Raw genomic sequence first — 21,732 nt, forward strand, 5'->3', positions numbered from 1 at the left:
TATGAAAGGCGGGAGTATACTGCAAATGCCCGCAGGCGTCAGCACCGTAACCCGGTGGTTCACGTCAAAAAGCGTGGCCTGTTAGCGCCCGGATGAACGCTTAACACATTCGATCATGGACGTGTTTTCATCCCCCTCATCCGAAACGCCAGGCGCCTGATCTTACTCGCTATCCTGCGAGGGGGATTTATCCGTAGTATAGTAAGAAGAGTTTATTTCTTTGAGCGTACTATGACTTATTCCATTGGCGAATTTGCCCGGCTTTGCGGGATAACGGCGACCACACTACGCGCCTGGCAGCGCCGCTACGGTCTGCTCAAACCGATGCGCACGGAAGGTGGGCACCGGCTTTACAATGATGACGACGTGCAACAGGCGCTTAAAATTCTCGACTGGGTGAAAAAAGGGGTGCCTGTTAGCCAGGTTAAACCGCTGCTGGCAAGGCCAGAGATGCGGCGAACGAACAACTGGGTCACCCTGCAAGAGAACATGCTTTCACGGCTGAAAGAGGGGAAGATTGACTCTCTGCGGCAGCTTATTTACGACTCCGGACGCGAATATCCTCGCCCGGAACTGGTCACGGAAGTGTTGCGCCCGTTGCGCAGTAAAATGTCCGCCAATATTGCGGCAATGATGACGCTACGTGAAATCCTCGACGGCATTATTATCTCCTACACCTCGTTTTGCCTTGAAGGGGATAAGCGCGCGCCAGGCGATAATTATCTTATCACCGGCTGGCATCTGACCGACCCTTGTGAAATCTGGCTTGAAGCGCTTCGGCTGACCGGGCAGGGGCATCGCATCGATATCCTTCCGGTTCCGCCAGCCATGCTGGCGCCGGAGATTTTGCCGACAAGAAAATGGTTGCTGGTCACCAGCGGTAAGTTATCGGCCGCGCGTAAAAAACAGATTGAACTGTGGCAATCGCAGGTCAATTCCCTCGACGTTATTACCCTCTAGATCCTCTCTTCTGCTTGTGTTCATGGTCGCTGCATAGCGACCTGGACGCTTACGCCTTTTTCTCAAATTAAGCATAAAAATTAATCACATTTAATCTATTGATATTTAAGGTTTATAAAATATTTACGCAACAAAACTTGGACAAATATAATTAATTGTGTAAGTTTTAGATCAGGCGATAGCCGCGTTTTGTCAACGGAAAGGGTAAGACCCATGAGCACCATGCAGTCCGTCATTGATCGGTTTGTTCATTACTACGCTGAACTGGACAGCCAGCCGCCTTCGGCGCTGAGCGCGCTCTATCATCCCGATGCTGTGTTGCTGGATCCGTTTGGCGAGCATCACGGATTCGTTGCTATCCATCGTTACTTCACCCATCTGCTGGCGAACGTTGAACAGTGCCGTTTCGCTATTGATCCCCCGCTTTGTGATGGTCAGCGTTTTGCGGTGACCTGGACCATGCACTGGTCGCATCCGCATATCCGTGGCAACGAACCCCTCACGCTGCCAGGCTGCTCGGTCGTGGAAGTGCAGGGGGAGCATGTCTTACATCAGCGTGATTATTACGACGCCGGGGAGATGCTGTATGAGCATCTTCCCGTACTGGGCTGGGCGGTCCGCGGTGTGAAAAAGAGGGTCCGCGCATGAAAACGGTGCTTATCACGGGTGCCAGTTCGGGTATTGGCGAGGGGCTTGCTAAATCCTTCGCCGCCGATGGCTACCTCGTCATTGCCTGCGGGCGCGATCCATCGCGTCTGGAGGCGCTACAGCAGCATAGCTCTAACATTCGTCTGCGCCTGTTCGATATGACAGACAGGGACGCCTGTCGCCAGGCGCTGGAAGGGTGTTCTGCCGATCTGGTTATTCTTTGTGCGGGCACCTGCGAATATCTGGATCACGGGGTGGTGGATGCCGCTCTTGTCGAACGGGTGATGAGCACCAATTTTCTTGGCCCGGTGAACTGTCTTGCCGCGCTCCAGACACAGCTTAAACCCGGAAGTCGCGTTGTGCTGGTCAGTTCGATGGCGCACTGGCTGCCATTTCCCCGTGCCGAAGCCTATGGCGCGTCAAAAGCTGCGCTCAGTTGGTTTGCTGACAGTTTGCGTCTGGACTGGGAGCCGAAAGGGATCGCTGTCACCGTGGTTTCGCCGGGCTTTGTCGACACCCCGCTGACCCGTAAAAACGACTTTTCTATGCCTGGTCAGGTGAGCGTCGGGCAGGCGGTAACGGCGATTCGTCGCGGTCTCGCAAAGGGCAAAAAACATATCGTATTTCCGGGCGCTTTTGGGTGGCTGTTGCGCTCGCTCTCCTCTCTTCCCGCCGTTGTGCAGCGGGTATTCTTACGCAGGATGGTACGGCCATGAACATTGCAATTATTGGTAGCGGCATTGCCGGGCTGACCTGTGCATGGCGGCTGGCCGGTCATCACAAGGTGACACTATTTGAAGCACAAGCCACGCCCGGCGGGCATACGGCTACAGTGGATGTCGCCACCCCACAGGGGAGATGGGCCATTGATACCGGTTTTATCGTCTACAACGATCGCACCTACCCGCGTTTTATGGGGCTGCTCAGCGAACTGGGTATCGCCGGGCAGAAGACGCAAATGAGTTTTTCCGTCCACAATCCGCAAAGTGGGCTGGAGTATAACGGTCACACCCTTGCTTCGCTGTTTGCCCAGCGCCGAAATCTCGTTAACCCATCTTTCTGGCATCTGCTCAGTGACATCGTGCGTTTTAACCGCCAGGCAAAACAGGCTCTCGCGGGCAAGGTAGATGAGAAAGCCACACTGCAAAGCTTTCTCGATGAGCACCGGTTCAGCGCCTTTTTTGCCCGCCATTACATTCTGCCGATGGGGGCGGCCATCTGGTCATCGTCCCTGCAAGAGATGCGGCGTTTCCCGTTGCCGCTGTTTTTGCGCTTCTTTGAGAATCATGGACTGCTGGATGTGACCCATCGCCCGCAGTGGTATGTGGTACCCGGCGGTTCGCGTGAGTATATCCGCGCCATGCTCGCCAAACTCGGCGACCGTCTGACGCTGCATCTCAATACGCCGGTGCAGAGCGTTACCCGCCACGATAAGGGGGTGGAAATCCAACTTGCCGATGCAACCTCTACGTTTGACCACGTTATTTTTGCCTGCCACTCCGCACAGGCGCTGGCGATGCTTGCCGATCCCACGGTTGCGGAAACAGAGATTCTCGGCGGTATCGGCTGGCAGCGTAACGAGGTGGTCTTGCACAGTGACCGACGCTGGCTCCCGCAACGTGAGCGTGCCTGGGCAAGCTGGAACTACCGCCTGAGTGAGCAGGATCAGGCCAGCGCGTGCGTGACCTACAACATGAATATCCTGCAAGGGCTGCCAAAGGAAGCGCCTTTATTCTGCGTAACGTTGAACCCGGACACGCCCGTTGATGAACTCTACGTCTGGAAACGCTTTGTTTATGAGCACCCGCTGTTTAACCCGCAAAGCTGGCAGGCACAGGCGCGGCGCGGTGAGATTAATGGCCGTCAGCGTAGCTGGTTCTGCGGCGCTTACTGGTACAACGGCTTTCATGAGGATGGTGTTCGCAGCGCGCTCGATGTGGTGCAGGGCATCGCCCATGGGGAGGGCCAGTAACATGAACAGTTGTCTTTATGAAGGTGTTTTACGCCATCGGCGTCTTCTGCCCCGTGAGCACCATTTCAACTATCGCGTATTTATGGCCTGGCTCGATCTGGATGAGCTGGACGCACTCCCGATGTCAGGCATTCGTCGTAACCGTTTTGCTGCCGCTGCCTTTTATGACGAGGATTATCCGCTGGGATCGCCGCTTAAGGCGAAAGTTCTCGAACGGCTGGAAAATCTGACCGGCGAACGTCCGCAGGGGCGGGTGATGTTGCTCACTCAACTGCGCTATTTCGGCTTTCATTTTAACCCGGTCAACTTCTATTACTGCTACGACCAGCAAGACGTTCTGTGTTGGGTGCTGGCCGAGGTGCGCAATACGCCCTGGAATGAACGACATTACTATGCCGTTGACGGACAGAATGCCCGCCCGCTGGAAAAAGCGTTCCACGTTTCCCCGTTTAATCCGATGAATATGGTCTATCACTGGCGCTTTAACCGTCCTGGAAAAACGCTGCATATGCATATCGAAAACCATCAGGAGGCGAAGGTCTTCGACGCCACGTTGCGTCTGACCCGGCGTCCATTAACGCGCGCTGCACTCACGTCCTTGCTGTTGCGTATTCCGCTCATGACGCTCAAGACCGTGATGGCCATTTATTGGCAGGCGCTGCGTCTGTGGCTTAAGCGCGTACCCCTTTATAACCATCCCGTCAGCAGGAGTGAACGCTCATGACCGATCCCGTCTTTGCGCTTGAACCCGATATGCCGCGTAATGCTCGCGTCGCGCGCTGGTTGCTCTTTCGCCTTCTGAACGGTTTACGCGTGGGGTCTCTCACGCTTCGTGAGGGGGGGCAAACTTACCATTTTGGCGATACTGCCGCCGCGTTGCGCGCAGAGGTGCAGATCCTTTCCCCGGTCGTTTACTGGCGTTTACTGACTGGCGGTAGCCTTGCGGCGGCGGAAGCCTGGATGGATGGCGAGTGGGAGACGCATCAGCTTACCCCGCTGTTGCAGATTTTAGCGCTCAACAGCCAGGTTTTAGGAAAACTGGAAAGCGGCTTTCGCCTGCTCGGGCGTCCGATTGAGCGGCTACGCCACTGGACACGGCGTAACGACCGTCTGCAGGCGCGGGAAAACATTGCCGCGCACTATGACCTGGGGAATCTTTTTTACGCCCAATTCCTGGATGAACAGTTGCTCTACTCCAGCGCGCTGTTCACCGCGCCCGATCAGGATCTCGCCAGTGCGCAGCAGGCAAAAATGGCGCGATTGTGCGAACAACTGGCGCTAACGCCGGACGATCACCTGCTGGAGATCGGCACCGGATGGGGGGCCATGGCGGAATATGCCGCACGTCATTATGGCTGTCGGGTGACCACCACCACGCTATCACGCGAGCAGTACACGTGGGCTCAGGCACGCATTCACCAGGCAGGCTTGCAGGATAAGGTTCAGGTATTGCTGTGCGACTATCGCGACCTGACCGGACAGTTCGACAAACTGGTTTCGATTGAGATGATTGAAGCGGTAGGAAAACGCTATCTCCCGACCTTCTTTCGAACCTGTCAGGCGCGCCTGCGCGCGGGTGGGAAAATGGCAATTCAGGCCATCACCATTCAGGATCAGCGCTACAGCGATTACAGCAAAAGCGTCGATTTTATCCAGCGTTACATCTTTCCCGGCGGTTTCTTGCCGAGCATAACGGCAATGAACAACCTGATGACCCGCCACACCGATTTTGTGGTGCGCAATGTGTTCGATATGGGGCCCGATTATGCCCGTACCCTCGCGCACTGGCGTCAGCGTTTCGTTCAGGCCTGGCAAGAGATTGAAAAGCTGGGGTTTGATGAGCGTTTTCGCCGCATGTGGCTTTACTATTTTGGCTACTGCGAAGCGGGTTTCAATGCACGCACCATCAGCGTGGTGCAACTGACTGCGGAACGTGTATGAACCGCCATCTGCAGGTTTTCTTCATGGCCGTGGCGTTCGATCTTTACTGGACGCTGGTGGTGCTGTTTCGTGAGCGCGGCATTATCGTCTGGCTCGCACTGGCGATGCTCGCCTGCGTTATGCTTGCGCCAGCGCTGCGCATATATGCCCTGGTGCTGGCCGTGGCTGGCGGCTTGCTGGATGCCCTTTGGGCGCTTACCGGATTGATCCGTTTCAGCGGAGATGGCGTGCTGCCATTGTGGATGGTGGCGCTGTGGCTGATGTTTGCCGTCGTCTGGACCCGACTCACCCACACCAGTGCCTTGCCGGGCTGGACGCTGGCGTTGCTGGCGACGCTGGGCGGGCCAGTTGCTTACTATGTCGGTGAACGGCTGGGGGCGATTACATTCCTGCAACCGAACTTTATTGTGCTGAGCTGGCTCGGACTCGGATGGCTGGTACTGGCGCTTTTTTTCCATTTATTGATGGGGAGGCGGCAATGAAAGCTCTGCGCTTTGCGCTGCTATTACTGATAGCCGCCGCTCCCTTAGTGAGCGCCTCTGACTGGCTAAACTGGCGCAAAGCCGGTGACGCAACATTAACCTGGGGGCCCTTTACCGTTTATACCTCGCAACTGCGCACGCCGCAGGGGCGTTATATCGCAGCGGATCAGGACCAGGCGTTAATCATTACCTACGCGCGGGACATCACGCGTGATGAACTGGTCGATGCGACTCGCGAACAGTGGCAGGCGCTGGGCATTCTGACGCGGGAAGCGCAGAGTCAGGCCTGGCTACGCACCCTGGCAACGCTCTGGCCGGATGTCCGTTCGGGCACGCAACTGGCGTTTGTTCTGCACGATAAACAAGGGCAGTTCTGGTATCGCGCTTCGGCGGCGCAAAAAGCCTTTACCCCGCTGGGGCCACCGCAATCCCTGGCGTTCAGCATCAGCTTTCTGGCCATCTGGCTCGATCCCCATACGCAATACCCCAGGCTGCGTCAGCAGCTCATTGGAGGTGAACAATGAAACGCATTCTGGCACTTGGACTGACACTTCTCTTAATGCTGACGGGCTGCAGTAGCGAGATAAATGACTATCAACGCCAACAGCCGCCACTCGATATATTTCACTATTTTCAGGGCAAGACCGAAGCCTGGGGCATGGTGCAGGACTATAGTGGTAAACAATTGCGCCGCTTCCACGTTGAGATAGAGGGCGATGTGGTGGGCGACACGCTGACACTCAACGAACATTTTGTGTACGACGATGGCGAAAAACAGCAGCGAGTGTGGCATATCCGGCGTACCGGTAACGGCCGCTATGAAGGGACTGCTGGCGATATCGAAGGTGTCGCACGGGGTCAGGCGGCAGGCAATGCCTTTAACTGGCGTTACAGCATGAACGTGACGGCTGACGGAAAAACCTGGCTGCTACACTTTGATGACTGGCTGTATCTGCAGGACGATACACACCTTTTCAACAAAACCGCCATGAAGAAATTCGGCATTACCGTTGCAACGGTCACGCTCTTTTTCACCCGAAAAACACAATAAAAGGAGAGGGGTATGAAAACTCAACCGACGATTGGTATCAGCGGCTGTTTGACCGGCTCGGCCGTGCGTTTCGATGGCGGACATAAGCGCATGGGTTTTGTGATGGACGAACTTGCCCAGTGGGTGACCTTTAGCCCTGTCTGCCCGGAGATGGCTATGGGGCTGCCCGTTCCCCGCCCGGCGTTGCGTCTGGTTCAGACCGCCAGTGGCGAGACCCGGATGCGCTTTAGCCAGGCGCCGAATGAGGATGTCACTCAGAAAATAGATGACTTCACCACGGCGTATCTGCCCCGCGTTGCCGAACTGGCCGGTTTTATCGTCTGTGCGAAATCACCGAGTTGCGGAATGGAACGCGTGCGACTGTATGATGAAAAAGGCGGGAGAGGGCGGAAAGAGGGGGTGGGGCGTTTCACCGGCGCGTTACTCTCGGCGTACCCGTGGCTGCCGGTGGAAGAAGATGGTCGCCTGCACGACCCGGTATTGCGCGAGAACTTTGTGGAGCGCGTATTCGCGTTATATGAGCTCAATACCCTGCGGGCACGCGGTCTGACCCGTCATAGCCTGCTCGATTTTCACAGCCGCTACAAACTCCAGTTGCTGGCACATCATCAGGCGGGATACCGGGAGATCGGGCCGTTTGTCGCGTCACTTTCCCAGTGGGACAACCTGGAGGCGTTTTTCGAGGCTTACCGGGAAAAGCTGATGGCGATCCTCAAACACCCGGCCTCCCGCAAGAATCACACTAACGTATTGATGCACATTCAGGGGTATTTTCACGGCAAACTTACGCCTCGTCAGCGCGGTGAGCTTCGGGAGGTGATTCTTCACTATCGCGCCGGGCTGCTGCCGATACTTGCCCCCTTAACGTTGCTCAAACATTACCTTGGCGAATACCCTGACCACTATCTGCTGGCACAAAACTATTTCAATCCCTATCCCAACGATCTGGGGCTTCGCCTGAACCTCAAATAACCGGGTGGCAGTGATGTCAGACGCGGGCGACATCACTGCATAACCTGAGTTGGTGACGTGCGCAGAACAGGGTAAAGTATCGCCCGAATTCATCGCATGGGAATAAACAATGGCTGGTTGGCAACATATTGACGAACTGCAGGATATCGCTGCAGATCTCCCGCGTTTCATTGAGGATCTGACACACCTTGTCACCCGCCTGGGGCTGGATATCCGTGACCTCAATGCTGACCATATCTCCTTGCGCTGTCACCAGAACGCGACGGCCGAACGCTGGCGTCGCGGCTTTGAACAGTGCGGTGAGCTGCTCTCAGAAAACCTTATTAATGGCCGACCTATCTGTCTGTTCAGGTTATCGCAACCGGTGCAGGTCGCGCACTGGGCATTTAGCGTGGTCGAACTGCCGTGGCCGGGGGAAAAACGTTACCCGCACGAGGGGTGGGAGCATATCGAAATTGTACTGCCGGGTGAGCCGGAAACCCTCAATGCCCGCGCGCTGGCGCTGCTTTCGGATGAGGGGTTGAGCCAGCCAGGCATTTTTGTGAAGACCAGTTCGCCAAAAGGTGAACGAGAGCGTCTGCCGAACCCCACGCTTGCCGTGACCGATGGTAAAGTCACCATCAAATTTCACCCCTGGTCGATAGAAGAGATAGTCGCCAGCGAGCAATAGAATCTCACTGTGTGAGGGCGCTCAGCACGCAGGTTGTCAAATAATGCCATGCTGAGCACGCTGCATCTTAAAGGAAGAAGAGATGACGTTACTGGAAATATGTTGCTATAGCGCAACCTGTGCGGAGATCGCGCAGCAAAACGGGGCGGACCGCATTGAGCTGTGCGCCGCGCCGAAAGAAGGCGGGCTGACCCCCTCACTCGGGACGCTTAAAGCCGCCCGTCAGCGGGTCACCATCCCTGTGCACCCGATAGTGCGCCCGCGCGGGGGCGATTTTTGCTACAGCGACGATGAATTCGCCGCCATGCTGGAGGATATCCAGGCCATTCGCGAACTGGGTTTTCCGGGAATGGTAACCGGCGTGCTGGATGAGGACGGCAATGTCGATATGCCGCGTATGCAACAAATTATTGAGGCCGCAGGGGGGATGGCGGTCACTTTTCATCGCGCTTTTGATATGTGTGCAAAACCGCGTGAAGCCGCTGAAAAATTGAGAGATTTAGGGGTTGCCCGCATCCTGACGTCAGGCCAACAGGCGAGCGCAGAAAAAGGTCTTTCATTAATTATGGAACTAAATACCCATTCAGGTGTTCCAATCATTATGGCTGGCGCGGGTGTCCGTGCAGCGAACCTGATGCGTTTTCTTGACGCAGGCGTGAAAGAAGTTCACAGCTCAGCGGGTATCTGGACACCATCGCCCATGCGTTATCGCAATACAGGATTGTCCATGTCGTCGGACGCCGCCGCGGATGAGTATTCGCGCTATGGTGTGGACGGCGAGGCAGTGGCGGTGATGAAGACAATGATTGTTCAGCATCGCCCATAACCGGTTTTTACCGCGCATCATGTCGCCCAATATGATGCTTGCTCGTACCAGGCCCCTGCATTTAACAGGGGCCTTTTTTTATCTTTCGCCTGCCTATTCCGGCCTGCAACGGCGTTGGCTTTCCTCGCTCACTCCGGTCACCTGGTTATCTACGCTCCCGGGGATGCGCCGCGTCGCCGCCTTGTTGCAAACCGAACTATTCTGGCGAAAGGGCTTCGTCACTCATCACGGTTTACGTGCAATTAACACGGCGCGCACCGGGGCCGGGTAGCCTTCAATGGTCCTGGTATGGTCATTCGGATCAAGGAAGTCAGCCAGTGATTCCGTCACCATCCATGACGTACCGCGCTGCTCCCCGGTGGTGGTCGCACAGACATCGGCGATACGGACATCAACAAAGCCGCACTTCTCAAGCCAGTTTTTCAGCGCCGCCGCCGAGGGAATAAAATAGACGTTACGCATCTGGGCGTAGCGATCACCCGGCACCAGAACGGTATGCTCATCACCGTCGACAACCAGCGTTTCCAGTACCAGTTCACCGTCTTTTACCAGTTGATCTTTCAACTGCCACAGGTGCTCCAGCGGTGAGCGACGGTGATACAGCACGCCCATTGAAAAGACGGTATCGAAGGCATTCAGCGCCGGAAGCTGCTCAATACCCAGCGGCAATAAATGGGCGCGACGATCATCCCCCAACAGCTTACGCACTGCTTCAAACTGACACAGGAACAGTTGCGTCGGGTCGATGCCCACGGCCAGCTTTGCCCCCGCGCCAATCATGCGCCACATATGATAACCACTGCCACAACCTACATCGAGAATAGTCCGGCCCTGCAAGTCAGACAGGTGCGGCAGCACGCGATCCCATTTCCAGTCGGAACGCCATTCCGTGTCGATATTGATGCCATACAGAGAGTAAGGCCCTTTACGCCACGGCATCAGATTGCGCAGCAGGGTCTCCATGCGCGTCAGTTGCCCTGCGCTTAATGGTGTTTCGCTTTCGGCGGTGACGCTATTAAGCAAGTCGAGATGCGAAGGCGTCAGTTCGGGTAAGAAATTCACCGCATTGGTCCACTGTTTGAACTGACCATGAAGCTGGTCACGTTGCCAGGCGGCAATCTGCGCCGGCAGGGTTTCTAACCAGTGAGACAGGGGGCTGACGGCGATTTGCTGATAAAAACGCTCGAAGGTGATCATGCCTGGTCACCCTCTTTCAGGGCAATCAGCGAACCAAAGTTAAAACACTGGAACCAGACTTCGCTATGTTCAAACCCGGCCTGTTGCAGGCGGGATTTATGCTTTTCGACCGAATCCGTCAGCATCACATTTTCCAGCATGCTGCGTTTCTGGCTGATTTCCAGCTCGCTGTAGCCATTGGCACGTTTAAAGTCGTGATGCATGTTGAATAACAACTCGCCGACGTTGGCATCTTCAAAACTGAATTTCTCGGACAGCACCAGCGCGCCGCCGGGATTCAACCCCTGATAAATCTTATCCAGCAGCGCCTGACGTTCTTCTGGCACAAGGAACTGCAGGGTAAAATTCAGCACCACCATTGAGGCGTTTTCAATGGCGATATCGCGAATATCGCCTTCAATAACCTCGACCGGCGTAGGCGCTTTATACGCATCAATATGACGGCGGCAGCGTTCAACCATTGCCGGCGAGTTATCAACGGCAATGATTTTGCAGCCGTCGTGATGAATATTACGGCGCACGGAAAGCGTCGCGGCGCCTAAAGAGCAGCCCAGGTCGTAAATCTGCGTCTGTGGCTGAACGAAACGCTCCGCCAGCATGCCGATCATCGAGATAATATTGGAGTAACCCGGGACGGAGCGCTGGATCATATCCGGGAAGACTTCGGCAACCCGTTCATCAAAGGTCCAGTCGCCCAGGCTGGCGATAGGCGCGGAAAAAAGCATGTCGCGGTTAGACATAATGTAAACATCCGGGAAAACAAAGTGGCGTATTGTGCGCTAACGCAGGGAGAAAACCAACTCCCACGGCATATACCACAGGTTTGCGACCACCATCAGTAGTAGCGAACTCCAGGTCGCGCTCATTCCGGAACGACGCCAGCTTAGCTGTCGGTGATGAAGCCCGTAGTAATGCATTAAACGTCCGGCAATAAGCAGGATGCCGCACACGTGAACCATCCAGGTTTCAGCGCCGTTCATCTCCATAAATAACAACAGCACCAACGCCAGCGGAATGTATTCCACCGCGTTGCCGTGAATACGGATGGCGCTTTGCAACTCGCTGAACCCACCGTCGCCATAGCTGACGCGGTATTGCATGCGCAGACGCACAACATCAAATGAAAACTTAATGAGCAGTAACGCACCCAGCACGGCATACAGCGCGCTTACCATACAAACTCCCTTTATACGCGGATGGCTTTACAATGATAGGTAATCCATTCAGAAAAGAGAAGATTGCTGAGGAATGGACGGAGGAGTACCAATAGAGGGCAGCGCCTGCTGAAGATCTTTCCATAATACATCCACGAGTTCCGGCGACTGGCCGTTATCAGGGGTGTGCAAAAACAGATATGGCGTGCTCTGCTTCTCCCATTGCGGCAGCTTCTCCAGCCAGACGCTGAATAATTGACGGTTCTGTTCCATATCGTCACTACCGATAAAGCGGATCAATGGGTTTTGTGCGGTCACCAGGGCATGAACCGGCAGCTTAGGCTTCTTGCGCTGCGCATCCCTCACCGCTTCGCTGTGGGGGATGGCGCTGTGAATAGGGCGGCTATCCAGAATCACCCGGTTGACGCCGCGCTGATGCAGACCGCGGTTAAGTGACAACTCCGTCTCGCCTTTGGCAAAAAATTCCGGGTGGCGCACTTCAACACCGTAGGTGAAATCCGCCGGAAGCGCATCCAGGAAAGCCCACAGTGCCGGAAGATCGCGCGGACCAAACGTGGCGGGCAGTTGTAGCCAGTACTGGCCGATACGCGTTTCCAGCGGCGCAAGACGGGTGAAAAATTCCTGCGTCAAATCGCTGCACTGGCGCAGCGAGGCCTGATGGGAAATGGTCGCCGGAAACTTAAAGCAAAAGCGAAAATCATCGTGGGTTTGATCGTACCAGCGCTGGACAATTTCGGCTTTCGGTAGGGCATAGAGCGTGGTGTTGCCCTCCACGCAGTTAAAGTGGCGGGCATACTCTTCAAGACTGGTGATGCCAAGGCGCACCCATTTCGGGTGCGACCATTGCGGCAGGCCAAGGTAAATCATAACGCGGCCAGAATCTCCCCGGTGCTGCGCACGCGACCAATTCGCGGAAAGATATTTTTCATGCTGCCCTGATGCTGTTCGCTGCTGGCGGCGGAGCAGGCATCTTCCGCAACCACCAGGTTAAAGCCCAGCTCCCAGGCGTTGCGGGCGGTGGATTCGACGCCGATGTTGGTGGAAATACCGCACAACACGATGGTGTCGATACCGCGGCGGCGCAACTGCAACTCCAGGTCGGTACCGTAGAATGCGCCCCACTGGCGTTTAGTGACCTCAATGTCGCTCTCTTTCTTGCCAAGCTTCAGCGGATACGTCCACCAGTTTTCCGGCAACGCGTGACCGCCAGTTTGCGCATCGACCGGCTGTTTTAACGCTTCGGCAAAATCGGCAGACCAGCCAACGCGGACCAGAATGACCGGCGCACTGTTAGCGCGAAACGCCTCAGCCAGCGTCGCGGCCCGTTTCACCACATCCTCAGCGCTGTGCGGACCACCGGCAAACGGCAGAATACCTTCCTGTAAATCGATAACCACCAGGGCGGTGTTGGCAGCATTAAGTTCAAGCATGATAACTCCTGAAAAAAGAATGAGGTCGCACTTACCTTACGCGGTATCCTGCTGCACCCGGTTTACAAATTTTGTTAATTTTTGTGAGAATACGCACTAAGCGTGCGCAGCAAACGCGCGTACAGGCGGTATCGGGCTTATCGTGTGCCATTATTTCCAGTATAATAGCCGCCTTTTTTCATCCAGTTGTGACATTCAGCTAAAGCTGCGACATCGTCGCCTGCACGGCAGGCAACAATCAGCCTGCGGCAAAGTTAAGGGATATCTCATGCGTACAGAATATTGCGGACAGTTGCGTAAGTCCCACGTGGGGCAGCAGGTGACTCTGTGTGGTTGGGTCAATCGTCGTCGTGATCTCGGCAGCCTCATTTTTATTGATATGCGTGATCGTGAAGGCATCGTTCAGGTGTTCTTCGACCCGGACGCCGAAGCCTTCAAACTGGCTTCCGAACTGCGTAATGAGTTCTGCATCGTGGTGACCGGCACCGTGCGTGCTCGTGACGAAAGAAACGTCAACAGCGATATGGCGACCGGCGAAGTGGAAGTGTTTGCCAGCGAACTGACCATTATCAACCGCTCTGAGCCGCTGCCGCTGGATTCCAATCAGGTTAATACCGAAGAAGCGCGTCTGAAATACCGCTATCTGGACCTGCGTCGTCCGGAAATGGCCCAGCGCCTGAAAACCCGCGCCAAAATTACCAGCTTCGTGCGTCGTTTTATGGATGACCACGGTTTCCTCGATATCGAAACCCCGATGCTGACCAAAGCGACGCCGGAAGGCGCGCGCGACTATCTGGTGCCTTCACGCGTACATAAAGGCAAATTCTACGCGCTGCCGCAGTCTCCACAGCTATTCAAACAGCTTCTGATGATGTCCGGCTTCGATCGTTACTACCAGATTGTGAAATGCTTCCGTGACGAGGACCTGCGCGCTGACCGTCAGCCAGAATTCACCCAGATCGACGTGGAAACCTCCTTCATGACCGCACCGCAGGTGCGTGAAGTGATGGAAGAGCTGATCCGCAACCTGTGGCTGGACATTAAAGGCGTCGATCTGGGCCAGTTCCCGATCATGACTTTCGCCGAAGCGGAGCGCCGTTACGGTTCCGATAAACCGGACCTGCGTAACCCGATGGAGCTGGTGGATGTAGCGGATCTGCTGAAAGACGTTGAGTTTGCGGTCTTCTCTGGCCCGGCCAACGATCCGAAAGGCCGCGTTGCCGCGCTGCGCGTTCCTGGCGGCGCCTCTCTGACCCGCAAGCTGATTGATGAATACGGCAACTTTGTGAAGATCTACGGCGCGAAAGGCCTGGCTTACATTAAAGTGACCGAACGTGCGAAAGGCATGGAAGGCATCAACAGCCCGGTGGCGAAATTCCTGACCGCGGACATCGTTGAAGCTCTCCTGGATCGTACTGGCGCACAAGACGGCGACATGATTTTCTTCGGCGCTGACAACAAGAAAGTGGTAGCTGATGCGCTGGGCGCGCTGCGTCTGAAACTCGGTAAAGACCTGAGCCTGACCGACGAAAACAAATGGGCGCCGCTGTGGGTTATCGACTTCCCGATGTTTGAAGACGACGGTGAAGGCGGCCTGACCGCAATGCACCATCCGTTCACCTCACCGAAAGACATGACGGCGGATGAACTGAAAGCCGCGCCGGAAGAGGCGGTTGCGAACGCTTACGATATGGTTATCAATGGCTACGAAGTGGGCGGTGGTTCTGTGCGTATTCACCGTGGTGACATGCAGCAGACCGTGTTCGGCATTCTGGGCATTACTGAACAGGAACAGCGCGAGAAGTTCGGCTTCCTGCTGGATGCGCTGAAATTCGGTACCCCGCCGCACGCAGGCCTGGCATTTGGTCTGGATCGTCTGACCATGCTGCTGACCGGCACCGACAACATTCGTGACGTTATCGCTTTCCCGAAAACCACTGCGGCTGCTTGTCTGATGACCGAAGCACCGAGCTTTGCTAACCCGGCTTCCCTGGCGGAACTGGGTATTCAGGTGCTTCCGAAAGCGTCAAAAGAGATTTCGGAGAACGAATAATATGCAATTTAAGTATCCCGTTTCTGTCTTAGTTGTTATTTATGCCCAGGACACGAAGCGGGTGCTGATGTTGCAGCGACGCGACGATCCCGATTTCTGGCAGTCGGTTACCGGCAGCCTGGAAGAGGGAGAGTCCGCATCGCAAGCCGCCGCGCGCGAAGTAAAGGAAGAGGTCGCCATTGACATTGCGACTGAGCAACTGGCCTTAATTGACTGTCAGCGCACGGTGGAGTTTGAAATTTTTGAACATTTACGTCATCGCTACGCCCCTGGCGTGGTGCGCAATACCGAATCCTGGTTCTGTCTTGCGCTACCCCATGAACGGTCGGTCGTGTTCACTGAACATCTGGCTTACCGCTGGGTTGATGCGCCGCAAGCGGCCGCGTTAACCAAGTCATGGAGCAACCGGCAGGCGATTGAAGAATTTGTAATTCATGCCGTATAAATCAACGGTTAAGTGGAGAGTTTCTTATGGCAGGTCACAGTAAATGGGCCAACACCAAACACCGCAAAGCGGCACAGGATGCCAAGCGCGGTAAAATCTTTACCAAAATTATTCGTGAGCTGGTTACCGCAGCGCGCCTTGGCGGCGGCGATATCGGTTCCAACCCGCGTCTGCGTGCGGCAGTGGATAAAGCGCTGTCGAACAACATGACCCGTGACACCCTGAACCGTGCTATCGCACGTGGCGTGGGCGGTGATGAAGACGCGAACATGGAAACCATCATTTATGAAGGTTACGGTCCTGGCGGCACAGCGGTGATGGTGGAATGTCTGTCTGACAACCGCAACCGTACCGTTGCCGAAGTGCGCCATGCCTTCACCAAAACCGGTGGTAACCTGGGCACTGACGGTTCCGTTTCTTACCTGTTCAGCAAGAAAGGCGTGATCTCTTTCGAGAAAGGCGACGAAGACACCATCATGGAAGCGGCGCTGGAAGCGGGCGCGGAAGATGTTGTGACCTTCGACGACGGTGCCATTGACGTCTACACCGCATGGGAAGAGATGGGCGCAGTGCGCGATGCACTGGAAGCGGCAGGCCTGAAAGCCGACAACGCCGAAGTCTCCATGATCCCGTCAACCAAAGCGGATATGGATGCGGAAACCGCACCGAAACTGCTGCGTTTGATCGACATGCTCGAAGATTGCGACGATGTGCAGGAAGTTTACCATAACGGTGAAATTTCTGACGAGGTTGCGGCTACTCTGTGATGAGGCAACTTATCGCAATAACCGGAGACGCGTGATGTCTGTCATTCTCGGTATCGACCCGGGTTCACGCGTAACCGGTTACGGTGTGATTCGCCAGGTAGGCAGGCAACTGACCTACCTGGGCAGCGGATGCATCCGTACCAAAGTTGATGATTTACCGTCGCGCCTGAAATTAATTTATGCCGGTGTGACGGAAATCATCACCCAGTTCCAGCCTGATTACTTCGCGATTGAACAAGTCTTTATGGCAAAAAACGCCGATTCTGCGCTCAAGCTTGGGCAGGCGCGCGGTGTGGCCATTGTGGCTGCTGTAAACCAGGATCTGCCCGTGTTTGAATATGCGGCCCGTCAGGTCAAACAGACCGTCGTCGGTATTGGCAGCGCCGAGAAAAGCCAGGTTCAGCATATGGTACGCACCTTGCTGAAACTTCCGGCGAACCCGCAAGCGGACGCCGCCGATGCGCTGGCGATTGCTATCACCCATTGCCATGTCAGCCAGAATGCAATGCAAATGAGCGATACCCGGCTTAATCTGGCGCGTGGGCGGCTGCGCTAAGTAACGCGCTGATTTTTTGGGCATCCTCAGGCGTTGACGGGTTATAGACAATCATCGTCAGATCTGGCTGCCCTTCAACGGCAAAACTCGAATACTCCAGCGATAATCTCCCCGCTTCGCGATGAATCAGCACTTTCGTGCCTTCGCCCATCGTGTCGATGGTATTGCTGCGCCACAGTTCGGCAAACAGCGGCGAAGCGGCCATCAATTCATCAATAAGCGGTTTCACTTCTGCTGTTGCGCCTGAGCGGGTAGCATCCGCGCGAAAAGCGGCGACCAGCGACTGCGCCAGGCCTTCCCAGTCTGCCTGGACCTCACGCACCCGTGGGTCGAGAAAGATACGCCGCAGAATATTGCGCTCGGTATGGGGCAGCTTTGCATAATCGGTCAGCACGACGGCAGCGGGCTGATTCCATGCCAGTACACACCAGGTCGCGGTGCGGATCATTGCCGGGCTGAGCGTCATACAATCCAGCACCTTTTGCAGCCGCGCCGTGACGGCCAGAGACGGGGTATAACGCACCTCAGGGGCGCGTCCGAGCGCCAGATGGAAGACATGCTCACGTTCGGGTGGGCTAAGTTGTAAAGCGTGGCATAAGCGCTCCAGCACTTCTGCTGACGGGGTGCCGCCGCGCCCTTGCTCCAGCCAGGTATACCAGGTAGCGCTAATACAGGCCAGATGCGCCACCTCTTCACGGCGTAATCCGGGTGTACGACGACGCCCGGTATGAAAACCAAGCGCATCCGGGTCGAGCCGCGCACGGCGGTGTTTGAGGTAATCGCCTAACTCTGTGGGACGGGTATCGCGCTGCATCCTGTTAGTCCTTATACCACCATGTATCATGCTACTATACAGTATGAGTTTACTTAGGATCCGGTACATGAAAACGAAAAAAGTGTATTGCTACTGTCGCGTAAGTTCAGGTCGCCAGAAATCAGAAATGGGTGGTTTTGGTATGAGCCGCCAACAAAACTTACTAATGCAGTACATTAATAACTATGACGATGAACCAAAACTTGGATATACACTTGATACCAGTGATGTTGTTTTTCTTAACGCCGAGGGGGTTTCTGGTTTCTCAGGAAAGAACATTGCACCAGGTTCAGTACTGTACGGATTCATAGATGATATCGTAAAAGGAAGAATAAAAAATGCGGTATTGGTTCTTGAAAATATTGATAGATTTTCGCGTGTAAATCCAAACACTGCAACTGAATTGTTTTTGAAATTAATTAATAACGGTTGCGATATACACGAAGCAGAACAGGAAACAGTACATCATCAGTTATCTGATACGAATTTAATAAGTGCAGGATTAACACGTAGCCATAAAGAATCATTACGTAAACAAAAGCTATCTACGAAAAATTGGGATAAGAGATTTGATAGTCTCATAAAGAATAAAGAAGCTCATACTGCTCGTTGCCCTGGCTGGCTGAAAGTTACAAATGGTGAGTACAATATTATTGAAGAACATGCTAGAGCAATACGATTAATCTTTGAATTGTACAATAAAGGTTATGGACAAGCGTTTATACGTGATGAACTGAATACCAGGGGTTGGCTATACAATGGTAAGACTTGGGGAGGGTGGAATATTCATCGCGTTCTTACGGATGTACGAGTAACGGGGAAATATAGATCTCAGTCGAAAATACGACAAGAATATGATGGAATGATTATATACCCTGAAATCATTTCACAAAGTGAATTCAAAACTGCCGAGCAAAAATTAAAAAGTAAAGGACGCAGTAAAACTATATTGAGAAGTGCTAATAATCTTTTTTCTGGCATGCTAATGTGTGGCATATGCAATGAGGCACATCTATTCGTTATGATAGATTACAAAAATAGGTACTGCCGTTGCTCACATGTTGTAGCAGGAAATAAAAGATGTAGTGCAAGAGGTTTTAAATATGAATTTCTCGAAGTGGCACTTCTAAATCATTTGCGAAAATTAAATGATGTAATCATAGCACCAGTGCAAAATGAAGAATTTGACAAGATCAATGATGAACTAATTTACACTATAAAGTACCGAGATGAAGTTAGGAGTGATATTGATCAAGAGGATATACCCGATCCAAGCGATAGACGCATATTAAAAAATCTGCAAATTAAGATTAGAGAACTTGAAAATAGACTTGATGATTTGAAGAAGAATAGTAATATAAAAGATGAAGTTAATGCTATTGCTCAGAACATTACTGATGGTTTATTAGACCGAAAGAATGTTGCAATGAGGCAAGAGTTCAATGTTCATCTTCGAAAGGTTATCAAGAGAATAGCAGCTTTTAGAACTAACTCTGATACTATTCTAATATCAATTGAATACTATTCTGGGAAGGAATTGCAATGGCTCAACGTTGATGCCAAAGATGGTCAGGTAATAGGTAATGTATATATCAGCGAAGATGAAGTAACCTTTTTAACAAAACAAGGTACTGTAATTTATAACCAAAAAAACAACACATATATACAAGGCGAAAACATTATCAGTAAAGATGAAGTACTTAACCTTTTACCCAAAGATACTTTGTAATTTTGATATATAAAAACGCGGTACTTCTTAAAAATTCAACCTCACAGGAAGCGTTGTGTGAGGTTTTTTTACGCCTGCCAATGTAATTCTTCGTCTTTAGCCTGGTGGCCTTAAAATGCGATACAGAGCGTTTTAGACGATCCATGAATAATTACACCCCATTATTGCATTTTGATGCACATTAGATGCATGAATATTGAATTAATGTGCATGAGTATTAACCTGTCTGTACAATAAATGAACTTTCTATGTCTATTTGATGATTCTTGGGCCGATTTACCGCGATAACGCCAGCGTCAAGAATAGAGCAATAATATTAAAATCAAGTACTGGAATATTATTTGAATGGAAAAATACTAGTAATTAAATGTACTAATAAAATAACTATTAGAACGTACGGAAAGAGTTATTAAGAAGGAATTTAAAGTACATTTTAATTTTGAGTTTTGTCAACAATTATTTTATGATTTTCTCATTTATTTGTTGCTGCCAGCCGTTCAGGGAGGTAATATATTTCCATCAGCCCGACACGCGATAAAATTAAATTGAACGTCAATTAGATTATTAATTAATCGACGGGCCGCTCATTGTCATTTTATAATTAAGCGAGGCAGTCATGAGTAAAAATAAAAAGGTAACTATTAATGATCTCTTGAAAAAACAAGAAGCTATTCAAGAGCAGATTAATAAAATTAAAGAACAAGATAGTTTATATAATGAATGCAAGAATGAACTTATTAATAAAGGTATCAATGTTGAAGAGTTTATTCGTTATCTCGGTGGTGTACCATCTACTAATAAAGATAAGTTTGTGGTTCATTTTGATGGTATTGAATACAGTACTTCCCATAAGAAGTTAATTAAGAAGCTAACGGATAGTGATGCTTACCAACAACTGATTCTCGAGAAACCAGAAATGAATGTACTTGATACTTTCATGCGAGCTTACAGTACACAATATTGTGAAGCCTACCCATTGAATGCTAAATATAAAGATTCAGAATTTTACTTGAATGCAAATGGCACTCTTAATTCTATTTCTCAGGTTGTGTTTGAGAAGTATTGCAATGAGAACGGATTGAAGAAATCGGATGACTTGATTAAGCAATTTAAAGAAGCTGTTTTAATTAAGTGAGGATAAGTATGGGTAAAAGTTTTAACGGTTAAATGCATTAAAATCTAAGTTAACAAATGATGAGGAATAAAATATGAAACCGAAAGTACATGAAATGAAAGCACGAAAAATACCTGTTATGTATAAAGATGAAAAGGGAGTCACAATATTCAAAGAGGCAGTAGCATTTTATGATGTAGAAAGTGGGGATACTGTTGATCCAACCAAAAATGATGAATATACCGAAGAGGAAATTAAAAGAATGACTGATGAGGCATTCGAACGTGGGGAATCTTTAGATTAAAGAATCTAGTATTAGCTTCAAGCATCACTCAAAAATCATTAGAACCTATTCATTCATATTCAAAGTACTTGAAGCTTAATCTATGTCCTAATTGTAGCAGTCAATTAGCCTCCATTAAGGGGGCTTTTTTATACTTGATGATAAATACAATGTAATTCAATTGGAGATTAATATATGTTGTGTTTATTAAAAGAGTTTATTGCTGGTTTGTTATATATTTTAATACTGTATCCATTAATAATAGTTTTTTTATCTTAGTATTAATATTTCGAATTATAAGCCCATGCGTGACAAAAATAATTAATAAAGATAATAAGAAGTAAATCATTCCTGAAACAAAACTGATTTATGTCTTATACTCATATCGCAAGATAAATCTCCGCTTATAACCCTAACGCAATGTTAGGGTGTTTTTTGTCGGAAAAATACAAAAAAATGTGAACAAGGAAAATATATGAAAGAGCAAAAAACTCTAGGCGTAGGAGTACGCCTTAACAATACTCAACATGAAGCACTACAAAAAATAATTAATGATGGGAAAGCAAACAGCATTTCAGGAGCCATTCAGTACTTAATTAACCAACATATAATATTAGATAGTAAGTAATCAGTACTTCAAGGATTGA

At 51.7% G+C, this 21,732-nt stretch carries 26 protein-coding genes; 20 read left to right on the forward strand and 6 right to left on the reverse strand.

Annotated elements, in window-relative coordinates; all coding sequences use genetic code 11:
• The first annotated feature begins 231 nt into the window (after nucleotides 1-231).
• The 12 genes from ABIB59_RS06140 to cutC all read left to right on the forward strand — a co-directional run bounded on the left by ABIB59_RS06140 (nucleotide 232) and on the right by cutC (nucleotide 9,522).
• On the forward strand, nucleotides 232-960 hold the full coding sequence (locus tag ABIB59_RS06140; RefSeq protein ID WP_039078702.1) for a MerR family transcriptional regulator: 729 nt from the start codon (nucleotides 232-234) through the stop codon (nucleotides 958-960).
• Nucleotides 961-1,173: 213 nt separating this feature from the next.
• Nucleotides 1,174-1,608 (forward strand): nuclear transport factor 2 family protein, encoded by a 435-nt coding sequence (locus ABIB59_RS06145; RefSeq protein WP_354034448.1) that lies wholly within the window; start codon nucleotides 1,174-1,176, stop codon nucleotides 1,606-1,608.
• Complete coding sequence (locus ABIB59_RS06150; RefSeq protein ID WP_354034450.1) at nucleotides 1,605-2,324, forward strand: SDR family NAD(P)-dependent oxidoreductase; 720 nt, start codon at nucleotides 1,605-1,607, stop codon at nucleotides 2,322-2,324. Before ABIB59_RS06145 ends, ABIB59_RS06150 begins: the two co-directional genes overlap by 4 nt.
• Complete coding sequence (locus tag ABIB59_RS06155; protein ID WP_222555801.1) at nucleotides 2,321-3,580, forward strand: NAD(P)/FAD-dependent oxidoreductase; 1,260 nt, start codon at nucleotides 2,321-2,323, stop codon at nucleotides 3,578-3,580. The genes ABIB59_RS06150 and ABIB59_RS06155 overlap by 4 nt, the downstream gene beginning before the upstream one ends.
• 1 nt (nucleotide 3,581) lies before the next feature.
• On the forward strand, nucleotides 3,582-4,304 hold the full coding sequence (locus tag ABIB59_RS06160) for a DUF1365 domain-containing protein (RefSeq protein WP_354034452.1): 723 nt from the start codon (nucleotides 3,582-3,584) through the stop codon (nucleotides 4,302-4,304).
• On the forward strand, nucleotides 4,301-5,521 hold the full coding sequence (locus tag ABIB59_RS06165; RefSeq protein ID WP_071194615.1) for an SAM-dependent methyltransferase: 1,221 nt from the start codon (nucleotides 4,301-4,303) through the stop codon (nucleotides 5,519-5,521). Before ABIB59_RS06160 ends, ABIB59_RS06165 begins: the two co-directional genes overlap by 4 nt.
• Entirely contained in the window at nucleotides 5,518-6,003 is a 486-nt protein-coding gene (locus tag ABIB59_RS06170; protein ID WP_354034454.1) for a DUF2878 domain-containing protein, read from the forward strand. Before ABIB59_RS06165 ends, ABIB59_RS06170 begins: the two co-directional genes overlap by 4 nt.
• Nucleotides 6,004-6,008: 5 nt before the next feature.
• Nucleotides 6,009-6,527, forward strand: coding sequence for a hypothetical protein (locus ABIB59_RS06175; protein WP_110294997.1), 519 nt, complete (start codon nucleotides 6,009-6,011; stop codon nucleotides 6,525-6,527).
• Entirely contained in the window at nucleotides 6,524-7,054 is a 531-nt protein-coding gene (locus ABIB59_RS06180; RefSeq protein WP_071194613.1) for a DUF3833 domain-containing protein, read from the forward strand. Before ABIB59_RS06175 ends, ABIB59_RS06180 begins: the two co-directional genes overlap by 4 nt.
• A 12-nt stretch (nucleotides 7,055-7,066) precedes the next feature.
• On the forward strand, nucleotides 7,067-8,026 hold the full coding sequence (locus ABIB59_RS06185; protein ID WP_039078710.1) for a YbgA family protein: 960 nt from the start codon (nucleotides 7,067-7,069) through the stop codon (nucleotides 8,024-8,026).
• A 109-nt stretch (nucleotides 8,027-8,135) separates the two neighbouring features.
• Nucleotides 8,136-8,696 (forward strand): VOC family protein, encoded by a 561-nt coding sequence (locus ABIB59_RS06190; RefSeq protein WP_039078711.1) that lies wholly within the window; start codon nucleotides 8,136-8,138, stop codon nucleotides 8,694-8,696.
• Between the two features lie 82 nt (nucleotides 8,697-8,778).
• Nucleotides 8,779-9,522, forward strand: a complete 744-nt coding sequence (cutC, locus tag ABIB59_RS06195) for a copper homeostasis protein CutC (RefSeq protein ID WP_039078712.1) — start codon at nucleotides 8,779-8,781, stop codon at nucleotides 9,520-9,522.
• A gap of 225 nt (nucleotides 9,523-9,747) precedes the next feature.
• Here cutC and cmoB read toward each other — a convergent pair whose 3' ends face one another.
• From cmoB to ABIB59_RS06220, 5 genes are read right to left on the reverse strand one after another with little or no spacing between them, the layout of a single operon-like run.
• Entirely contained in the window at nucleotides 9,748-10,719 is a 972-nt protein-coding gene (gene cmoB, locus ABIB59_RS06200) for a tRNA 5-methoxyuridine(34)/uridine 5-oxyacetic acid(34) synthase CmoB (RefSeq protein ID WP_071194611.1), read from the reverse strand.
• Nucleotides 10,716-11,459 carry a carboxy-S-adenosyl-L-methionine synthase CmoA gene (gene cmoA, locus ABIB59_RS06205; protein WP_165158860.1) on the reverse strand — a complete coding sequence of 248 codons (744 nt, stop codon included), beginning with the start codon at nucleotides 11,457-11,459 and terminating at the stop codon, nucleotides 10,716-10,718. Before cmoA ends, cmoB begins: the two co-directional genes overlap by 4 nt.
• A 39-nt stretch (nucleotides 11,460-11,498) precedes the next feature.
• Nucleotides 11,499-11,894 carry an MAPEG family protein gene (locus ABIB59_RS06210; protein ID WP_039078715.1) on the reverse strand — a complete coding sequence of 132 codons (396 nt, stop codon included), beginning with the start codon at nucleotides 11,892-11,894 and terminating at the stop codon, nucleotides 11,499-11,501.
• A 48-nt stretch (nucleotides 11,895-11,942) separates the two neighbouring features.
• On the reverse strand, nucleotides 11,943-12,761 hold the full coding sequence (locus tag ABIB59_RS06215; protein ID WP_039078716.1) for a DUF72 domain-containing protein: 819 nt from the start codon (nucleotides 12,759-12,761) through the stop codon (nucleotides 11,943-11,945).
• Entirely contained in the window at nucleotides 12,758-13,324 is a 567-nt protein-coding gene (locus tag ABIB59_RS06220) for a hydrolase (protein WP_039078717.1), read from the reverse strand. Before ABIB59_RS06220 ends, ABIB59_RS06215 begins: the two co-directional genes overlap by 4 nt.
• A 268-nt stretch (nucleotides 13,325-13,592) precedes the next feature.
• Here ABIB59_RS06220 and aspS point away from each other — a divergent pair, with 268 nt between their 5' ends.
• Genes aspS through ruvC form a run of 4 tightly spaced genes read left to right on the forward strand, consistent with a single transcriptional unit; the run spans nucleotide 13,593 to nucleotide 17,145 of the window.
• Nucleotides 13,593-15,377, forward strand: coding sequence for an aspartate--tRNA ligase (aspS, locus tag ABIB59_RS06225; RefSeq protein ID WP_125124968.1), 1,785 nt, complete (start codon nucleotides 13,593-13,595; stop codon nucleotides 15,375-15,377).
• A 1-nt stretch (nucleotide 15,378) separates the two neighbouring features.
• The gene (gene nudB, locus ABIB59_RS06230) at nucleotides 15,379-15,822 is read left to right on the forward strand and encodes a dihydroneopterin triphosphate diphosphatase (protein WP_039078719.1); all 444 of its coding nucleotides are present in this window, start codon (nucleotides 15,379-15,381) and stop codon (nucleotides 15,820-15,822) included.
• A gap of 26 nt (nucleotides 15,823-15,848) precedes the next feature.
• Nucleotides 15,849-16,589, forward strand: a complete 741-nt coding sequence (locus ABIB59_RS06235; RefSeq protein WP_047370910.1) for a YebC/PmpR family DNA-binding transcriptional regulator — start codon at nucleotides 15,849-15,851, stop codon at nucleotides 16,587-16,589.
• A 34-nt stretch (nucleotides 16,590-16,623) separates the two neighbouring features.
• On the forward strand, nucleotides 16,624-17,145 hold the full coding sequence (ruvC, locus tag ABIB59_RS06240; protein WP_039078721.1) for a crossover junction endodeoxyribonuclease RuvC: 522 nt from the start codon (nucleotides 16,624-16,626) through the stop codon (nucleotides 17,143-17,145).
• Here the strand turns inward: ruvC and ABIB59_RS06245 are convergent.
• Nucleotides 17,117-17,959, reverse strand: a complete 843-nt coding sequence (locus ABIB59_RS06245; RefSeq protein ID WP_354034459.1) for a helix-turn-helix transcriptional regulator — start codon at nucleotides 17,957-17,959, stop codon at nucleotides 17,117-17,119. The genes ruvC and ABIB59_RS06245 overlap by 29 nt on opposite strands.
• A gap of 67 nt (nucleotides 17,960-18,026) precedes the next feature.
• On the opposite strand from ABIB59_RS06245, the gene ABIB59_RS06250 reads away from it, so the two are divergent.
• The 4 genes from ABIB59_RS06250 (at nucleotide 18,027) to ABIB59_RS06265 (ending at nucleotide 21,713) form a co-directional block, all read left to right on the forward strand.
• Nucleotides 18,027-19,688: a recombinase family protein gene (locus ABIB59_RS06250; protein WP_354034461.1), complete on the forward strand. Its 1,662-nt coding sequence runs from the start codon at nucleotides 18,027-18,029 to the stop codon at nucleotides 19,686-19,688.
• A gap of 616 nt (nucleotides 19,689-20,304) precedes the next feature.
• Nucleotides 20,305-20,823, forward strand: coding sequence for a hypothetical protein (locus ABIB59_RS06255; RefSeq protein ID WP_354034463.1), 519 nt, complete (start codon nucleotides 20,305-20,307; stop codon nucleotides 20,821-20,823).
• 73 nt (nucleotides 20,824-20,896) lie between these two features.
• Complete coding sequence (locus ABIB59_RS06260) at nucleotides 20,897-21,106, forward strand: hypothetical protein (RefSeq protein WP_354034465.1); 210 nt, start codon at nucleotides 20,897-20,899, stop codon at nucleotides 21,104-21,106.
• 454 nt (nucleotides 21,107-21,560) lie between these two features.
• The gene (locus tag ABIB59_RS06265) at nucleotides 21,561-21,713 is read left to right on the forward strand and encodes a hypothetical protein (protein ID WP_354034467.1); all 153 of its coding nucleotides are present in this window, start codon (nucleotides 21,561-21,563) and stop codon (nucleotides 21,711-21,713) included.
• Nucleotides 21,714-21,732 lie beyond the last annotated feature (19 nt).

Origin of the sequence: Citrobacter sp. UYEF32 (assembly GCF_040546205.1) — a bacterium.
Taxonomy (GTDB): Bacteria; Pseudomonadota; Gammaproteobacteria; order Enterobacterales; family Enterobacteriaceae; genus Phytobacter; species Phytobacter diazotrophicus.

What these genes read in the sequence shown, in the direction of transcription:
- ABIB59_RS06145 (WP_354034448.1), top strand. Translation starts at nt 1,174, where the DNA reads ATGAGCACCATGCAGTCCGTCATTGATCGGTTTGTTCATTACTACGCT.
- ABIB59_RS06160 (WP_354034452.1), top strand. Translation starts at nt 3,582, where the DNA reads ATGAACAGTTGTCTTTATGAAGGTGTTTTACGCCATCGGCGTCTTCTG.
- cmoA (WP_165158860.1), bottom strand. Translation starts at nt 11,459, where the DNA reads ATGTCTAACCGCGACATGCTTTTTTCCGCGCCTATCGCCAGCCTGGGC.
- ABIB59_RS06260 (WP_354034465.1), top strand. Translation starts at nt 20,897, where the DNA reads ATGAAACCGAAAGTACATGAAATGAAAGCACGAAAAATACCTGTTATG.
- ABIB59_RS06150 (WP_354034450.1), top strand. Translation starts at nt 1,605, where the DNA reads ATGAAAACGGTGCTTATCACGGGTGCCAGTTCGGGTATTGGCGAGGGG.
- nudB (WP_039078719.1), top strand. Translation starts at nt 15,379, where the DNA reads ATGCAATTTAAGTATCCCGTTTCTGTCTTAGTTGTTATTTATGCCCAG.
- ABIB59_RS06190 (WP_039078711.1), top strand. Translation starts at nt 8,136, where the DNA reads ATGGCTGGTTGGCAACATATTGACGAACTGCAGGATATCGCTGCAGAT.
- ABIB59_RS06210 (WP_039078715.1), bottom strand. Translation starts at nt 11,894, where the DNA reads ATGGTAAGCGCGCTGTATGCCGTGCTGGGTGCGTTACTGCTCATTAAG.
- ABIB59_RS06170 (WP_354034454.1), top strand. Translation starts at nt 5,518, where the DNA reads ATGAACCGCCATCTGCAGGTTTTCTTCATGGCCGTGGCGTTCGATCTT.
- ABIB59_RS06265 (WP_354034467.1), top strand. Translation starts at nt 21,561, where the DNA reads ATGAAAGAGCAAAAAACTCTAGGCGTAGGAGTACGCCTTAACAATACT.
- ABIB59_RS06250 (WP_354034461.1), top strand. Translation starts at nt 18,027, where the DNA reads ATGAAAACGAAAAAAGTGTATTGCTACTGTCGCGTAAGTTCAGGTCGC.
- ABIB59_RS06165 (WP_071194615.1), top strand. Translation starts at nt 4,301, where the DNA reads ATGACCGATCCCGTCTTTGCGCTTGAACCCGATATGCCGCGTAATGCT.
- ABIB59_RS06220 (WP_039078717.1), bottom strand. Translation starts at nt 13,324, where the DNA reads ATGCTTGAACTTAATGCTGCCAACACCGCCCTGGTGGTTATCGATTTA.
- ABIB59_RS06185 (WP_039078710.1), top strand. Translation starts at nt 7,067, where the DNA reads ATGAAAACTCAACCGACGATTGGTATCAGCGGCTGTTTGACCGGCTCG.
- ABIB59_RS06180 (WP_071194613.1), top strand. Translation starts at nt 6,524, where the DNA reads ATGAAACGCATTCTGGCACTTGGACTGACACTTCTCTTAATGCTGACG.
- ABIB59_RS06215 (WP_039078716.1), bottom strand. Translation starts at nt 12,761, where the DNA reads ATGATTTACCTTGGCCTGCCGCAATGGTCGCACCCGAAATGGGTGCGC.
- ABIB59_RS06245 (WP_354034459.1), bottom strand. Translation starts at nt 17,959, where the DNA reads ATGCAGCGCGATACCCGTCCCACAGAGTTAGGCGATTACCTCAAACAC.
- cutC (WP_039078712.1), top strand. Translation starts at nt 8,779, where the DNA reads ATGACGTTACTGGAAATATGTTGCTATAGCGCAACCTGTGCGGAGATC.
- ABIB59_RS06235 (WP_047370910.1), top strand. Translation starts at nt 15,849, where the DNA reads ATGGCAGGTCACAGTAAATGGGCCAACACCAAACACCGCAAAGCGGCA.
- ABIB59_RS06255 (WP_354034463.1), top strand. Translation starts at nt 20,305, where the DNA reads ATGAGTAAAAATAAAAAGGTAACTATTAATGATCTCTTGAAAAAACAA.
- cmoB (WP_071194611.1), bottom strand. Translation starts at nt 10,719, where the DNA reads ATGATCACCTTCGAGCGTTTTTATCAGCAAATCGCCGTCAGCCCCCTG.
- aspS (WP_125124968.1), top strand. Translation starts at nt 13,593, where the DNA reads ATGCGTACAGAATATTGCGGACAGTTGCGTAAGTCCCACGTGGGGCAG.
- ruvC (WP_039078721.1), top strand. Translation starts at nt 16,624, where the DNA reads ATGTCTGTCATTCTCGGTATCGACCCGGGTTCACGCGTAACCGGTTAC.
- ABIB59_RS06140 (WP_039078702.1), top strand. Translation starts at nt 232, where the DNA reads ATGACTTATTCCATTGGCGAATTTGCCCGGCTTTGCGGGATAACGGCG.
- ABIB59_RS06155 (WP_222555801.1), top strand. Translation starts at nt 2,321, where the DNA reads ATGAACATTGCAATTATTGGTAGCGGCATTGCCGGGCTGACCTGTGCA.